Below are 15728 nucleotides of genomic sequence, written 5' to 3' on the forward strand. Positions count from 1 at the left end.
CCTCGGTTACTCCGACGACGAACTGGCCGTGCGTTCGCGGCTTCATCGTGCCCACCGACACCCCCGGGGTGTCCACCCCGGAGATCAAACACAAACTGTCACTGCGGGCGTCGACGACCGGCGAGATCGTCCTGGACAACGTGCGCCTGCCCGCCGACGCGTTGATGCCCGGCAACGACGATCTGCACAAGGGCCAGGGCATCAAGGCCCCGTTGTCGAGCCTCACCGAAGCGCGGTACGGCATCATCTGGGGTTCGATCGGCGCGGCCCGGACCGCATGGCAGACGGCCGTCGACTATGCCACGCAACGAACGCAATTCGGCAAACCCATCGCCGGTTTCCAACTGACGCAGGCCAAGATCGCCGACATGGCACTGGAACTGCAGAAGGGCCAGCTGCTCGCCCAGCACCTGGGCCGGCTGAAGGACTCGGTGGGCCTGCGTCCCGACCAGGTCAGCTTCGGCAAGCTCAACAACACCCGCGAGGCCATCGCGATCTGTCGCACCGCGCGAACCATCTTGGGCGGCAACGGGATCTCGCTGGAGTACCCGATCATCCGACACATGGTGAACCTGGAGTCGGTGCTGACCTACGAGGGCACCCCCGAGATGCATCAGCTGGTCCTCGGTCAGGCCTTCACTGGCCAAAACGCCTTCCGCTGAGAGGAATCGACATGAGCGCACTGACCCACGACCTCGAACACCGGCAATTCCGCGAGACCGTCACCAAGTTCGTCGCCGAACAGATCACGCCACACCACGACGACTGGGAGCGCGCGGGGCTCTGGGATCGCAGCCTGTTCACCGAGGCGGGCAAGAACGGACTACTCGGCTTCAGCGTGCCCGACGACTTCGGCGGGCCCGGCGTCGACGACTTCCGGTATCACGCCATCGTCATCGAGGAGACCGCCCGGACCGGCGCGGCGGCCGAGGCCATCGCCTTCTCCCTGCAGAACGACGTCGTGCTGCCGTATCTGACCGAGATGGCCGACGACGAGCAGAAGGCGCGCTGGTTGCCCGGCGTCGTCTCCGGGGAGACCGTGCTGGGCATCGCGATGACCGAACCCGGTGCGGGCAGCGATCTCACCGGCATCCGCACCACCGCGGTTCGCGACGGCGACCACTACGTCGTCAACGGGTCCAAGACCTTCATCTCCAACGGGCGCAACGGTGATCTGTTCGTCGTCGCGGTGCGCACCGGGCCCGAGAAGCACAAGGGACTCACCCTACTGGTTGTCGAGGCCGACACCGAAGGTTTCCAGCGGGGCCGCAAGCTCGACAAGATCGGCCTGCATGCGCAGGACACCAGCGAACTCTCGTTCGTCGACATGCGGGTTCCGGTGCGTAACCGCCTGGGTGCCGACGGCGCAGGCTTCTACCAGCTGGTGCACAACCTGCCGCAGGAGCGGCTCTCGCTCGCCATCGGCGCAGTCGCCGCAGCGGAGGGAACCTTCGCGCGGACGATGGACTACGTCACCGACCGCACCGCGTTCGGCTCGCCGATCAGCTCCTTCCAGAACACGCAATTCGTGCTCGCCGAGATCGCCACGGAACTCGACATCGCACGCACCTATCTCGACGACTGCCTTGCCGAACACGTCGCCGGTGAGCTGACGGCGGCCCGCGCCGCCAAGCTCAAGTGGTGGGCCACCGAGTTGCAGTTCCGCACGGCCAACCGGTGCCTGCAACTGCACGGCGGGTACGGCTACATGCGCGAATACTCGGTCTCGCAGGCCTTCCTCGACGCGCGCATCCAGTCGATCTACGGCGGCACCACCGAGATCATGAAGACGATCATCGCCAAGGACCTCGGCATCTGATCGACTACCCTACGGTGACGGCGTGGTGGTGAACTCCAGTTCACCACCTGTGAACGAGGAGGGTTGCGGTGGCCAAGACAGCGGCGGCACGGTCGGCGACCGACACCGCGGTGGAGGAGGCGGTCCGCGCTGTGCGGGTGTCCTCGCGTCGCCGGCAGCTGCTCGATGCCGCGGTGGCGGTGATGGAGCGCACCGGATTCCACCAGATGTCGATGCAGGCGCTCGCCGAGGAGGCCGGTGTCAGCGTCGGCCTGTTCTACAAGTATTTCGGCGGCAAGGAGGAGATCCTCCTTGCGGCCATCGTCGACATCCTCGAGAAGTTCCGCGATCAGCTCGCCCCCGCAATGGAACTCGCCGGTGACGACCCGGTCGAGCAGCTGATGGCCGGGTTCCGGGAGTACGTCGCGATCGTCGACGCCAACCGTGACGCGGTGGTCCTGACCTACCGCGAGAGCCGCACCCTCGACGCCGACGGACGCGAGCGGATCAAACAGCTCGAGGTGCAGACCTCCGCACCGATGCGCGAGGCCATCACCGCCGCGATCGCCGCCGGGTTGGTGCATGACGACGTCGACGCCGATCTGGCGGTGTTCGACCTGATGATGCTCGCGCACGGGTGGGCGCTCAAACACTGGCATTTCGCGCCCGCCTTCGACCTCGACGGATACGTCACCACCCAGTTGCGGATCACGTTGCGTGCGTTGGTGACCCACGACCGACTCGAGCGGTACCTGTCCGCACTGTGAGCTCGGCGGCCTGCGATCTCGGGCGTCAGCCGCCGATCAGGGCATCGAGTCGTTTCTCGACCATTCCCACGGACTGGCCGATCAGGGCGAACACCTCGTTGGTGGTCTGGCCGTGGTAGTAGCGGTAGTAGATCTGCTGGGCGATCGCCGCGAACCGGAACAACCCGAACACCTCATACCACCGCCAGCGTTCCGGCGACATATCGAACCCCATTGCCGCGCAGTAGCGTTCGACGAACTCGGCGCGTGTGATCATTCCCGGCATCGTCGTCGGCACCCGACGCATCGCCTTGACCTGCTCGTCGTCGTCGGCCTGCACCCAGTAGGCCATCGACCCCGCGACATCCATCAGCGGGTCCCCCAGGGTGGCCATCTCCCAGTCCAGGATGCCGATCACCCGGGTCGGGTCGTCGGCCGACAGCACGACGTTGTCGAGTTTGAAGTCGTTGTGGATCACGCAGTTCGCGACGTCGTCGGGCTGATTCTCCGCGAGCCATGCCATCGTCGACTCGTAGTCGGGAACGTCGGGCGTGCGGGCGTTGCGGAATCGTGCCGACCACCCGTCGACCTGACGCTGCACATACCCGAATCCCTTGCCGAGATCGGTGAGTCCGGCGGCGCCCGGATCGACCGAATGCAGCTCGGCCAGCACGTCGATGAAGTTGTGACACAACCGTCGTGCCGACTCCGGCGACAACGGCACGTCCGACGGCCAGTCCCGGCCGGCGATGATCCCCTCCAGGCGACCCATCACATAAAACTCGGCGCCGATCAGGTCGGCGTCGTCGCAGTGGGCCACCATCGGGGCGATATAGGGCAAGACCGGCGCGAGCCGCGACTGGATGCGGTACTCGCGGCCCATGTCGTGGGCACCCTTGGCCTTGGTGCCCGACGGCGCGCGACGCAGGATGAGGTCCCGGCCCGGATACGACAGCAGGTAGGTGAGATTGCTGGCACCGCCGGAGAACTGACGGACCTGCGGCTCGGCGTCGAGCCCGGTCGTGTCCTGCGCGTGCTCCCGCAGCCATTCGGCGACCTTGCCGACATCGAAGCTGTCCTCGGCACGCACCTCACGCGCACCCGCCACCTGCAGTCCCACTTGTCCGGCCTCCTCGTCGTTCCCGTCTCGGTCGAGGGTAACCATCACACCCCCTCGGATGGGGCGGTTCGATCAGCTCGGGACCGAGGCGCCGTTGGTGTGGCGCTCGTCGGGGTCCCCCGTGTCGCGCGGACGCCGAAACGGCTTGAGCCGCAGTATGTGCCGCAGCACGAATGCAAGAACCGGCCTCACCAGCGGAACGCCCCACCGCCACGGCAAGAAGGCCACCCATCGCGGCGATCCGGCGATCTCCCAACGCACCGTCAGCGTGCGCGGTCGTGGGCCGTCGGAGATGGTGAACCGCTCCGCGAAGTCCTTGATGGCCAACGGAACCGAGACGCCCGTGCCGGTCAGGGTGATCCGCTCGCCGTCGATCACCTCCGTGGCGCGTTGGGCCACGGAGAGGAAGGTTCCCGACATCGTCCGCCCATCGCCGACCACCGGACCCGCCGGTGCGTTCCCCTCCGACGCACCGGCGTGGGTCCAGATCGGCCCCCGCAGAAACGGGAGCGAGCTCAGATAGTGGGCCTGGGCGAGCCGCTCCCACACCTCACGCCGCGACAGCGGCGTCGTGTATTCGAGGCTGATGGCGAAGGCCGCCCGCTTCGTGATGTAGCGATCGACGTCGCCAAGCGCCACCTCTCGCACCGCGAAGCGATCGGGTCGGGTGGCGAGGCCGTAGGCGATGACGAGCGCGATCACACCGAGAAGAGTGATGGCGAGAACCGCCCCGACCGCGATTCCCGCCACCACGAGACCACTCACACCGCCCCCCCGAACGGCTCGCACGCAACATCAAATATGAAATATGAATCTAGACAAGTGACGTGCGTTACGTCAAGAGCGTCACGGTGTCGGCGGGGACCAGCGCGTGACCGCGCGGACCCGGGAGTCCACCACGCGGGCCGGAACCGACCGCATGGCCAGGTCGCGCAGTGTCGAGGTGACCGGATGGCTCGCCTGCATCACCGCCCCGAGCGCCCGGGCCTGGCGCGCGATGCGTTGTGTGCGTCCTCGGCGCAGGGTGTCATAGCGGGCGAGGACGGCCGGTACCTCGTCGCCGTGCTTCGCGGCGACGAGCAGGGTGGCGAGAGTGGCCGCGTCCTCTATCGCCAGGTTCGCGCCCTGGCCCAGGTTGGGGGTCATCGCGTGCGCGGCATCCCCGATCAACACCCGCCGGCCCGACACGAACGAGGCCAGGGGCGCGGCCAACTCCTCGATCGGCAGCGAGGAGACCGATGCCGGGTCGGTGGCGTCGAGGATCTCCTCGATCGGCGGGTGCCAGTGACCGAAGCGGCGGGCGACCTCATCGAGTCCGCCCGCACATCGGCCGAGCGATGCGGATACACAGGCGAACCAGTAGATCCGGCCGTCGGCCAGCGGGGCGATCCCGAACCGCTCACCTCTGCCGACGGATTCACCCGCGGCGTCGGTCGCCACCGGTCGGGTGGTGATCGCGCGCCACGCACCGTATCCGCTGTCGCGTACTCCAGGGTCGTCGAAAGCACTGGAGCGCACCGCGCTCCGCAGGCCATCGGCGCCGACGATCACATCGGCACTGCGGCGCTCGCCGGTGTCGAGGACCACGGAGGTGTCGCCGACCTCGACGACCCGCGCGCCCGCGCGTATCGATCCGGCCGGGACCGCGGCCAGCAGAATGCGATACAGGTCGGCGCGGTCGATCACCCGCACATCATGGGTCGACGCCATCCGCGTCAACCAGGAGCCGTCAGGCCTGCGTGTTCCGGATCGATCGACCACACCCGCCGGACCGGCGGCAGCGCGCACCTGGTCTCCGATCCCGATCGCGTCGAGCGCACGGAACCCGTTGCCGAACAACGACAATCCGGAACCGTGCGCACGCACTCGGTCGGCACGCTCCAGGAGTTGAACGTCGACGCCGGCCTGCCGGAGTCCCACCGCGATCGCGAGACCGCCGATGCCCGCACCCACCACGATGACCCGCATCGCTCAACGGTAGCGCGTGGACCCGTCCGGCGGCGCCGTGGTCGACACGAGCTTGGCGAAGCAGTGTTCACCGTCGAATCCCTGTGCCGCACACCATGCGTTGGCCTGGTCCGGCCCGGGGAAGGTCGCCGCGGCCACCGTCACCCACCAGCCGGACTGACTGAAGACGCTCCATTCGTCGGAGTACAGCAGCCGAACATCGTTGAACCGCAATCTCAGTGCCAGGAATTCGTCGAGGATGGCCTGGTTGTCCCAGGTCTTGCCGTCGGCGAACAGGCCGGGCCGTTTGGAGCTCAGTTGCGCCACCCACCGGTTGTTGAGAGTGGAGAGGATGAAGGTACGATCCGAATTCGCCTGTCTACGAAGCGCATCACCGGTGGTCGAACCGAGGTCGACGCCCGGCGGCAGCTCCGGACCCGTGGAGACCTGGGGTGGCGCGGCCGAACCGCCTTCCGGCTTCGGTAGCGATGTCGTGGTTTGGGGCCCGGGGTCGCAGTCCACGGTGAACGTTCCCGCGGCCGTGCCGTTGGCCTGCCCGAGGGTGTCGGGCGTCCGATAGAAGGAGCCGGGCGGGTAGGTCAATTCCATGGTGATGCCCTCGCCGACGTCGCTCGGCGGGATGGCGGCCGGCGCCCGGGAGAAGTCGAATCGCCCGGAGGCGACGAGCGATCCCGAATCCGCGATCGAGATGCGGGTTCCGGTGCCCGACATGACATCTCCGTCGGCACATGTGGCGACGACCTTCATCGTCGCGACCAGGACGGCCGGGGTCGTGCGGAACTGCTGCGGCGTGAACGTCGGTGCGGTCGCACAGTGGGTGACCGTGCCCTCCGCGGCTGTCCGCGTCTGGGCCGGCGCGATGCCCGGCGGGCCCGCCGGGCCGCCGGTGGGTGCGAAGCCGGTGATCGTCGTGCCCGTCAAGGTCACCAGAGTCGATCCGACGGCGAAGGTCTGCGCGGCCGGCGACGAGTCCGATGAGGCGCCGCCCACGGTGGACACGGGCAGCGACCAGGCGTTGCTGCCGTCGGCCAATGACAGCGCCGTGATCCCACCCGTGGGGTCGGCAGCGATCAACCGCTGTCCGTCGGTGACCGGGAAACCCGTTGTGTAAGAACTGGCTACCTTCTGTGTCCAGCGGGTCTGCCCCGTCGCGGTATCGGCCACGGTCAGGTTCTCACCTTGCGCGATGACCACCTCGCGATCGTCGGCGAGGACAGCGGTGGTGGCGCCGTAAGGCGAGTCGGGTCCGCCGACCGCGGTCGTCCAGGTACTGGACTTGTCGGCCACCGAGGTCCACTTACCGTCGACGAGAAGGTGGCCTCGCTGATTCGGCGAGGCCACCGTGGGCACCGACACCGACGAGCCGGGGATCTCGACGGTGGTGCCGTCGGGTCGTACGACGACCACGGGGCCCGCGTTGGTGGCCAGCTCTCCCGAACCCGAGGCCGAGATGACCGCGATGGAACCATCGGCCAACGGCTCGGTGACGGCGTATCCGGCACGGTTGAGAAGTTCTCGGCCGTCGGCGGCCGACACGACGAGCACCGAGGTCTGACCGCTGGCCACCAGCGACGACGTGGCAGTGAAGCTGGACGCATCCCCGCCGGGGGTGCTGTCGCCGAGCGGGTAGGACTTGGTCCACACCGCGTGCGCGCTGTTGTCCACCTTCATGATGGACAACCCACCATCGGTGAACGATCGCAGGTAGGCGCCGTCGGTGTTGAGTGCGATCTCGTAGGCCCCGGGCGACGGGTTGTCGGCGGTGGCAACGACGGAGCCGGTCGAGGTGTCGAAGAAGGTGATGGTCGACTGGTCATAGCAAGCGATCCGGCCGTTGACGATCGTGTCCGAGCAGCCCTGCACGGTTCGCGACGATGTCCAGTGCTTGCCGGTCTCGGTGTCGACGCCGGCCAGCGTGCGGCCCGACGAGGACGGGCCGCTGACGAAGGTCACCAGCGTGTGCTCGTCGTGGACCGCACCGAGCGAAAGGTACTGGGCCCTGCTCGGGTCGGGCGAGACGAACTGCTCGCCACCCAGTTGCGAGGCGCCGACCTGCCACTTCGCCGTCGGCGCGGTCGGGAACGTGCCGGTGAGTTGCCCGTCGAGGGGGGCGGCGTGGCTCGAGTCGTCGTGGCGGCTGGTCCACCAGACGAGTCCACCGGCAACCAATCCGGCGACGCAGACGAGGGCGACAGCGGTCAGAATCCACGGCAGCGCACGGCGCCGACGGGGTGGCGTCATGCCGGGAGGCCGGGCCGGGAATCCGCCGCTCGGATATCCGGGCGGCATCCCCGATGGCATCCCGGGAGGTGGTCCGGAATACGGGCCCGACGGCGGGCCGAAATATCCGGCGCCCGCCGGCGGCATCGGTCGCGCCATGGTCGGCTGATACGCCGCCTGCGGCCCGGTGACCGGTGGAGGCGGTGGCGGTACCGGAGACTGAGGGCCCAGCGTCGTGGGCGGCGCGGGACGCGCGATGAACTCCGTCGCGTCCGAGGCGTTGTCGCCGGCGAGTTCATCCGAGTCGGACATCGTTTCAGTTAAGCCGAGTTGGACCTCGACGTTGCAGCGTCGACTGTCATCCGATCGGACCATTTCTGCGCACCGTGACCCGTGTCGAGGCCCATACGCACAGCAGTACCCACAAGGCGCCGCACGCCCAGCCGGCGAGCACATCGGTGGTCCAGTGCACGCCGAGGTACACCCGGGTCACGCCGATCGCGAACGACAACGCGGGCGCGGCGAGCAACACCCACCGGTGGCGCCGGACCCACGGACTGAGGCGGTAGGCGACGACGGCGAGCAGACAGTAGACGACCATCGACATCATCGCGTGCCCACTCGGAAACGAGTAACTCTCGATGTGCAACAGCCGGTCGGTGATCGGCGGACGACTCCGCGCGACAACGTGTTTGAACGTCACCATCACCGCCGCGCCGACCAATGACCCGACGGTCAGCAGCACCGCCTCGTCCACGTGGCGCCGAATCATCAGCCAGACGACCACCACCGTGCAGATGACCGTCATCGTCAGCGAGTTTCCGAAGAAGGTGACGACATGCGCCACCCCGATCCACGGCTGCGACCTGCCCTCGACCATCCAGTTGGTGACATCGTCGTCGATCCGAAGCCGTTCGAAGGCAAGCGTGGCCGTCATGACGCCACCTTACTGATCGGCTGTCACGGTTCCTCCGGATGATCGCGAACCCTCCCCTCGATGGTCGAGGTGCGAGCCGCGTGCGCCGGGCCTCGAGACCTGGCGAGACAACAAGACTCCCAACCACATCCACCGTCACATGACCCAACGCGAGCCGAACTTGTAGACGCCCCCGCTGCACCAGCCGCGCCCGCACAGTGGAGCCGCGAACTCACCACGCCTGACAGTCCAGGCGCCCTCCCTCGATGGTCGAGCGCCAGTCCCTGGATGGTCGAGAACTGTTCCCCCTCGATGGTCGAGGTGCGAGCCGCGTGCGGCGAGCCTCGAGACCCGGCGAGACAACAAGCCTCCCAACCACATCGAAAGCAAGACAAACGAAACCCACACTCCCCTACCACACCCCACCGACAGAAAATCAGCGCCGAAACACGTTGTCCACAAGCAGAATTCATCAAAGCACCCCTTGCATCGAACACCCTGGCGATGTACACTGGACCCATCACACCGATCAGCCACCGGGGAGGGGCCCATGATCGACACCCCCACAATTCTTGACGTCAAAGATGTTGATGCCGAAACAGTCTTCGCCACCATCGTCACCCAACTCAGCGACCTGCAATGGAACCCGGAGATGACCGGACCCCAAGCCTTCGGCGCGATGAAACAAGTCCTACTGCTTCGCAATCTGGTCGATCACCACGCCACCACCCTCACCGGCGAACTGGACCGACTCGGGGTCGCCGACCACAAAACCACCCGACTCCGAGAACTGTTGATCAGCATGGGCTTCGCGCCCTCGGTCGCAGGTCGGTACGTGCGCATCTCGGCCACCATCGACATCGACCTGTTGTTGGCGCATGCTGCCGACGGGTCCATCTCGTCCGAACACGCCGACGCCATCGCGCGCGGGTTGGCGCACATCGACACCCGGTCCCCCGAACCTATGGACACCGTCCAACGCTGCGAATACCTCCGGAAACTGCTGTCGCACTACTTCGCCGGCTTCACCCCCGCCGAGATCAACCTCTACGCTCGGCAGTTGGGTAACGAACTCGCCGCGGAGACGCCTGGTGGGTTGCCTGCTGCGGAGGACAAGAAAATCAACTCCTACACCGACCGCATCACCGACGACGGCCGGCTGGAAATCACGGCGAACCTCGACATCGTGGCCGGGGAGAAAACCCGCACCCTGATGGAAACCTTGTCTGCACCGAAACCGCAGCCCGATGGGTCACCCGATCCGCGGACGCTCGAGCAGATCTGTGCCGCCGCGTTCGAAACGATCGTCGAACTCGCGGCACAAGGATTGGCCGACACCACCTTCTCGGCCACACCCACCAACGGCCTGTTGTGGACCTGGTCAGCCGACAACCCGGCACTCGGCGGGGACTTGCAGAACATGGGTCCGATCACCGAAGCCACCGCCCGAATGCTGTCGTGTGACACCACGATCACCAAAATCATCCTCAACACCGACGGCGTACCCCTCGACGTCGGACTCAAAGAACGGTTGTTCACCCCCGGACAACGGAAAGCCTTACTCGTGCGTGATCGTGGATGCATCAAATGCGGCGCCCACGCCGGCCGCTGCCAAGCACACCACGTGCACCACTGGGCCGATGACGGGCCCACCGACCTCGACAACGGCTGCCTACTGTGCACCAGCTGCCACGACGACGTCCACCACCACGGCTGGGACATCATCATCAGATTCGACCGACACCCCTGGCTGATCCCACCCGCCAGCATCGACCCGAAACGACAACCAGTGCCGTCGTATCACCGGCGCACCATGCGACTCGACGACGCCGCAGCCTGACCTACCCTGCCCCACTACCTGAATCCCCGCACCCGGCCTAGCCGGGACCGCATCTGATCTTTGAGAACTCCATAGAGAAAACCCCTCCCGATGGTCGAGGCGTTAGAGCTGCCGTGGCCGGGAAACCCCTTCGGCACAAGGGGTCTCGAGGCTCGTCGCTAACGCTCCTCGGCACCTCGACCACCGGGATGGGATGGACCGTCGGATGGGACGGCCATCGGGTGGGAAGGGTCGCCGGGTGGGAAGGGTCGCCGGGTGGGAAGGGCGGAGCATCCTTCGAGAGCATCGTCCTCCCCCGATGGTCGAGGTGCGAGCCGCGTGCGGCGAGCCTCGAGACCACCTGCACCAGAGCTGGATTCGAATCACCGCGGCCCGGAAAACCTCTCCGAGAAGGAACGGGGTGTCAGCCTGCAGCGAGTGCGCGGCTGATCACGAGCCGCTGAATCTGGTTGGTGCCCTCGAAGATCTGGGTGATCTTGGCTTCGCGCATGTAGCGCTCCACCCGGAAGTCACGGGTGTAACCGTTGCCGCCGAGGACCTGTACCGCGTCCGTGGTGACCTTCATCGCGGCGTCGGTCGCGATGAGCTTGGCCGTGGCGGCCGCACGTGAATAGGGCTGTCCGGCGTCCCGTCGGCGAGCGGCGTCGAGGTAAGTTGCGCGTGCCGAGTCGACGGCGGCGGCCATGTCGGCGAGGAAGAAACCCAAGCCCTGGTGGTCGATGATCTTGCGGCCGAAGGTGGTTCGCTCCTGTGCGTACTCGACCGCAGCGTCGAGCGCCGACTGCGCCAATCCGGTGGCACAGGCGGCGATTCCCAATCGTCCGGAATCCAGCGCGGAGAAGGCAATCGGCAGTCCCTGGCCCTCGGCGCCGATCAGCCGGTCCGCGTCGACGACAGCGTCGTCATAGGTGGCGGCAGTGGTCGGGACGGCGTGCAGCCCCATCTTCTCCTCGGGCTTACCGAAGGTGAGGCCGTCGGTGTCGCGCGCAACCAGGAAGCAGGAAATCCCCTTCGACCCCTCACCGGTGCGGGCGAACAGGTTGTAGACGTCGGCAATGCCGCCGTGAGTGATCCATGCTTTCGTACCGGTCACGTGAAAGCCGTCGTCGTCGGCCTTGGCGCGGCAGTTCAGCGCCGCCGCATCCGAGCCGGCCTGCGGCTCGGACAAACTGTAGGCGCCGATGAGTTTGCCGTTCAACAAATCCGGGAGCCAACGCTGCTTCTGCTCTTCGGTGCCGAAATTGAAGAGCGGGTGACACGCCAGCCCGTGCACGCTGGTCGCCACGGCGACTGCCGCCCACCGTGCCGCGAGTTCCTCGAGAACCTGGAGGTACACCTCGTACGGTTGGCCTCCGCCGTCCCACTCCACCGGATACGGCAGCCCGAGGAGTCCCGCCTCACCGAGCTCGGCGAAGAGCCCGTCGGGATACGTCTCGGCCTTCTCGTGCGCGTCGGCGATCGGCGCCAGACGCTTGTCGGCGATATCGCGGGTCAGGGCGATCAGGTCGCGCGCCTCATCATTGGGGAGCAGACGATCAACAGCCATGTGGCGAGCCTTTCCGGGCTAGAGACAGTACTCAGGTACGCTTCACAGTACTATTCTCGACGTCGGAAGGCCATAGCGGTCCGGCAGCCCAGCAGTGAGGAGCGATCATGACCCGCGGGGTGAATGCGAGTGCGGGCGTCTCCGACTTCGGCACCCGGAGGCGCGCAGCGCTGTTCGACGACCTCCTTGCTCTGCTCCTCGACGAAGGTTTCGCACATCTTTCAGTCGCCGACCTCGCAGGCAGATTGCGCTGCTCCAAAACGACGATCTACACCCTCGCCGACAGCAAGGAGCAACTGGTCACCAAGACCGTGACGCATTTCTTCCGGGTCGCCACCGAGCACGTCGAGGCGCGGGTCGCGGCGGCGACGTCGGCACGCGAGGCGGTCATCGATTACCTCATCGCCGTCGGCGAGGAACTCTCCCCGGCCTCCGAGGTGTTCATGACCGACCTCCATGCGTTCGGCCCGACCCGCGACCTCTACGAACAGAACACTGCCGCAGCCGCACGCCGGGTGCGGGAGCTGATCGACGCCGGAGTTCGCGACGGCGAGTTCCGAGATGTCAACGCCGCGTTCGCCGCCGACGTCGCCGCGACGATGATGAGCCGCATCCAGCGACGGGAGGTCTCGGCGACCACGGGCCTCGACGACGCCGCCGCCTATCGACAGCTCGCCGCGATCCTCACCACCGGCATCGACGCCCAACGACGCTGACGGTCGGCGTCGAGGCGGCCATCAACGCCGGCGGGACAGATGCGTGACGCCCCGATCGTCGACCCACCACCGCACCCGAACCTCGCTCGCAGCGCCACCACCCTTGCGCGACAACACCATCCGCAGGTTGTCATGCACACGCACCTCGCCGGGTACCGGCCGGCCGGTCTCGGAAGTGAACAACACCGCGGCGGTGGCGTCGGCCGTCGTGTACTCCCCCGCACCGATCGGTGCGGCGGTGAACTCCTCCGAGACCTGCGGGAGATCCAGGATGTCGGCCAGAAGCGTTGCGCCCTCGGGACTGCCGGGACCGATCACGAGTAATCCGGGATCGACGGCCTGCGCCCACCACGGGTCGTCGAGGACGACGGGCCCGCGCTCCTCATCGGTGGATACCGCGGCACCCGAGGCGACCCGCACGGCGTCGGGTGCATCGATCTCCGACCAGACAAGCCTCCCCGACCGGCAGACCTCGACCACCGAGGAGTAGATCCCGCGAGCGACACCGGGCGAGATCGTTCTCACCCGATCGCCCAGTCTGGCCAGCAACAACGATGCCTCCGTGGCGGATTCGGGCGGTAGCGCTGCGAGCGCAGGAGCCAGTTCGTCCGCGTACGGATGCACCAACGGATCGAGCACACCGACGAGTGAGTGATCCGACGGCGCGCGGTATTCGCCGACCAGTAAACCGTCGACCTCGGCGAAGTGGCGCAACCACCAGGCGGTGTACCCCTCGCGATCGTCGAGCGCTCGTGCCGTCTGCTCGTCCTCGACGATCAACGTCAGGGCCTGCGCCCACCGGTCGGGATCGACGAGGTCGAGATCGCGGATGGCGCACAGACGTTCCGGGGCATCCGGCAAGGTCTCCCACCACTGCTCCTCGTCGGGGAGATCATGATCGGGCCCCGTCGGCAGGTCGTCGCCGATCACTGCGAACGACCATCCCACCCCGAGCCGGCGAAGCGCCGCGACCCCGTGTCGCTCGGCGACGGCGCCGTCGAGCAGACCGAAGGGATGGTCCTCGACGAGCACCGCGGCCAACGGCGAATCGGCGAGCAGCAACTCGTCGGCACTGCGTAACTCACCATCGTCGGCGAGTAGCGGAAGCCGCGACAGCCATTCGGGCACATCGGCTTCCGTGTCTGCGCCGAGCAGCGCGAGCACCTCCTCGGCCAAACCGGTGGCGTCGACCTCCTCACCCGCACCGTCCTCGACGAGGTCGGCAGCCTCCTCGACGAGCATGCGTAGCGCCGGATCGGCGAGCGCATCGGTGATCGAAAGCCGGTGCACACCGAGTCGTTCCAGGAGTGGATGGTCGGCTTCGGCCGCGACGGTACGAATCCAGCGCAGGGGCGTCTGCACGGCGTGCGCGGTGAACAATCCGCGCGCACCGATGTTCATCCGACCATCCGAACGCGGGATGGGCAGCGCGGCAAGTTCTTCGGCATCGAGGGCCGTCGACACCAGCGGTGCGAGCGCCGCGTACAACCGCCCCCACCACGCCGCGTCACGTTCCACACCGGTCAGCCGCTCCGCCAACGACGCCAACCCGATCCGGGTGACCCCGAGCGATTCGAGCACCGGCAGTTGATGTGCGAGAGACAGATCCGGATGGACGAGATCGGCGAGCAACTCACCGAGAACCTCCGCGAGATCGGGACCGACCCCGATCAGCACCGCCGCGCGATCCGGCACCAGCGGCGTCCCCGCGATACCGGGAAGCCATGCAGTACGGCGCAGTTCGTCGAGCACCGCGTCGATCAACCGGGCATCGTCACCGTTACGCGCGCGATGCGCGCGGGGAACGAGTGCCACACCGTCGCCGGGCTCGGCAAGACGCAGCATATCCACGTAACCCGCTGCGGCCGCGGCGATGTCGGCATCGGGGTGCACGTGGCGACGATCCTGGGTGAGCGGGAGACGGGCGATGAGCCGACACGGCAACGACAGTTCGATGTCCGTCGGTGTCGGCGCCCAGAGCACATCGGCCGCCGACGCGTCCGCCCCGGCACTGACCGGCCGACCATCGTCGGCGCGCAACCATCGTGACGGCCCGTGCTCGATCTCGGCGAAGTCCCGACTCCGCCGATCGTCCCGGCCCGTCACGGTCACCGTGAGCCGACGAACTCGGGAACCGGAGGACAGTTCGTCGTCGGCGAGTTCGGTCCGGCCGATCTCGAAAGCGTTGTCCTCCACGGTGATCAACCGCAGCGCGGTCAGCGCCAGAAGCAGATCGGGGGCCTGCGCGGCGGCTGCGTCGAGGATCGCTTGCGGGTCGAGTCCCTCGACCAGGCCGAGTACGATCTCGGTCGTGAATCCGGCACGGGGCACGCCTTCGTCCGGCCAAGCCAGCCGCAGGAGCGGAACCCGCTGTGCGTCAACGATTCCCGCGTCCGCAACTGCCACAGCGGTGCGTGCCCGATCGAAGCGGATCGTCCCGCTCGTCGAGCGGATCTCGACGGTGTGCGCGACGGCGGCGGTGGCGCTGAATCCCACCCCGAACCGGCCGATGACGCCTCCGGTGTCGTCGGGCCGTTTGGCCGAGACACGTAGCGCCAGCAGCGACCGCACCCCCGCTTCGGTCAGCGGCGCACCGGTATTGGCAACGTGCAAACCGTCGGCATCCGACCAGATCGCGACCTCGCCGTCCACTCCTCCGAGCCGGGCCGCATCGGCAGCGTTGGTGACGAGTTCAACGAACAGGCGGTCGCGGTAACCGACACTGGCCAGATCATCTTCGGCGGCAACATCTTCGGCCAGACGGGTCGGTGAGTCCCGCCACGCCGACAGCGTCGCCGCAGCGAGGTCAGCGGTACCGAAGGTATCGGTGTTCAACGGGTCGGGGCCTGGCAACTCCG

At 67.2% G+C, this 15728-nt stretch carries 11 protein-coding genes and 1 pseudogene; 5 read left to right on the forward strand and 7 right to left on the reverse strand.

The window, feature by feature from the left end; genetic code table 11:
* Positions 1–32: 32 nt before the first annotated feature.
* The 3 genes and pseudogenes from J6U32_RS23895 to J6U32_RS23905 form a co-directional block, all read left to right on the forward strand.
* Positions 33–662: pseudogene (locus tag J6U32_RS23895) on the forward strand (acyl-CoA dehydrogenase family protein); the annotation flags it as partial.
* Between the two features lie 11 nt (positions 663–673).
* Positions 674–1819, forward strand: coding sequence for an acyl-CoA dehydrogenase family protein (locus J6U32_RS23900; RefSeq protein ID WP_208792446.1), 1146 nt, complete (start codon positions 674–676; stop codon positions 1817–1819).
* A 68-nt stretch (positions 1820–1887) separates the two neighbouring features.
* Positions 1888–2565: a TetR/AcrR family transcriptional regulator gene (locus J6U32_RS23905; RefSeq protein ID WP_208792447.1), complete on the forward strand. Its 678-nt coding sequence runs from the start codon at positions 1888–1890 to the stop codon at positions 2563–2565.
* Between the two features lie 25 nt (positions 2566–2590).
* Here the strand turns inward: J6U32_RS23905 and J6U32_RS23910 are convergent, their stop codons facing one another.
* The 5 genes from J6U32_RS23910 to J6U32_RS23930 form a co-directional block, all read right to left on the reverse strand.
* The gene (locus J6U32_RS23910) at positions 2591–3664 is read right to left on the reverse strand and encodes a phosphotransferase family protein (RefSeq protein WP_208796304.1); all 1074 of its coding nucleotides are present in this window, start codon (positions 3662–3664) and stop codon (positions 2591–2593) included.
* 72 nt (positions 3665–3736) lie between these two features.
* Positions 3737–4429: a hypothetical protein gene (locus tag J6U32_RS23915; protein ID WP_208792448.1), complete on the reverse strand. Its 693-nt coding sequence runs from the start codon at positions 4427–4429 to the stop codon at positions 3737–3739.
* A gap of 81 nt (positions 4430–4510) precedes the next feature.
* Positions 4511–5632 carry an FAD-dependent monooxygenase gene (locus J6U32_RS23920; RefSeq protein WP_208792449.1) on the reverse strand — a complete coding sequence of 374 codons (1122 nt, stop codon included), beginning with the start codon at positions 5630–5632 and terminating at the stop codon, positions 4511–4513.
* Between the two features lie 3 nt (positions 5633–5635).
* Positions 5636–8164, reverse strand: coding sequence for a PQQ-binding-like beta-propeller repeat protein (locus J6U32_RS23925; RefSeq protein ID WP_208792450.1), 2529 nt, complete (start codon positions 8162–8164; stop codon positions 5636–5638).
* A 46-nt stretch (positions 8165–8210) separates the two neighbouring features.
* Positions 8211–8789: a phosphatase PAP2 family protein gene (locus tag J6U32_RS23930; protein WP_208792451.1), complete on the reverse strand. Its 579-nt coding sequence runs from the start codon at positions 8787–8789 to the stop codon at positions 8211–8213.
* A gap of 529 nt (positions 8790–9318) precedes the next feature.
* Between J6U32_RS23930 and J6U32_RS23935 the strand changes: the two genes are divergently transcribed.
* Positions 9319–10608 carry an HNH endonuclease gene (locus tag J6U32_RS23935; RefSeq protein ID WP_208792452.1) on the forward strand — a complete coding sequence of 430 codons (1290 nt, stop codon included), beginning with the start codon at positions 9319–9321 and terminating at the stop codon, positions 10606–10608.
* A 403-nt stretch (positions 10609–11011) separates the two neighbouring features.
* Here the strand turns inward: J6U32_RS23935 and J6U32_RS23940 are convergent, their stop codons facing one another.
* Positions 11012–12154 (reverse strand): acyl-CoA dehydrogenase family protein, encoded by a 1143-nt coding sequence (locus tag J6U32_RS23940; protein ID WP_208792453.1) that lies wholly within the window; start codon positions 12152–12154, stop codon positions 11012–11014.
* 107 nt (positions 12155–12261) lie between these two features.
* On the opposite strand from J6U32_RS23940, the gene J6U32_RS23945 reads away from it, so the two are divergent.
* Positions 12262–12870, forward strand: coding sequence for a TetR/AcrR family transcriptional regulator (locus tag J6U32_RS23945; protein ID WP_208792454.1), 609 nt, complete (start codon positions 12262–12264; stop codon positions 12868–12870).
* Between the two features lie 21 nt (positions 12871–12891).
* Here the strand turns inward: J6U32_RS23945 and J6U32_RS23950 are convergent, their stop codons facing one another.
* Complete coding sequence (locus J6U32_RS23950) at positions 12892–15705, reverse strand: sacsin N-terminal ATP-binding-like domain-containing protein (protein WP_208792455.1); 2814 nt, start codon at positions 15703–15705, stop codon at positions 12892–12894.
* Between the last annotated feature and the right edge of the window lie 23 nt (positions 15706–15728).

The sequence above is a fragment of the Gordonia polyisoprenivorans genome, from assembly GCF_017654315.1.
GTDB classification, from domain to species: Bacteria; Actinomycetota; Actinomycetes; order Mycobacteriales; family Mycobacteriaceae; genus Gordonia; species Gordonia polyisoprenivorans_A.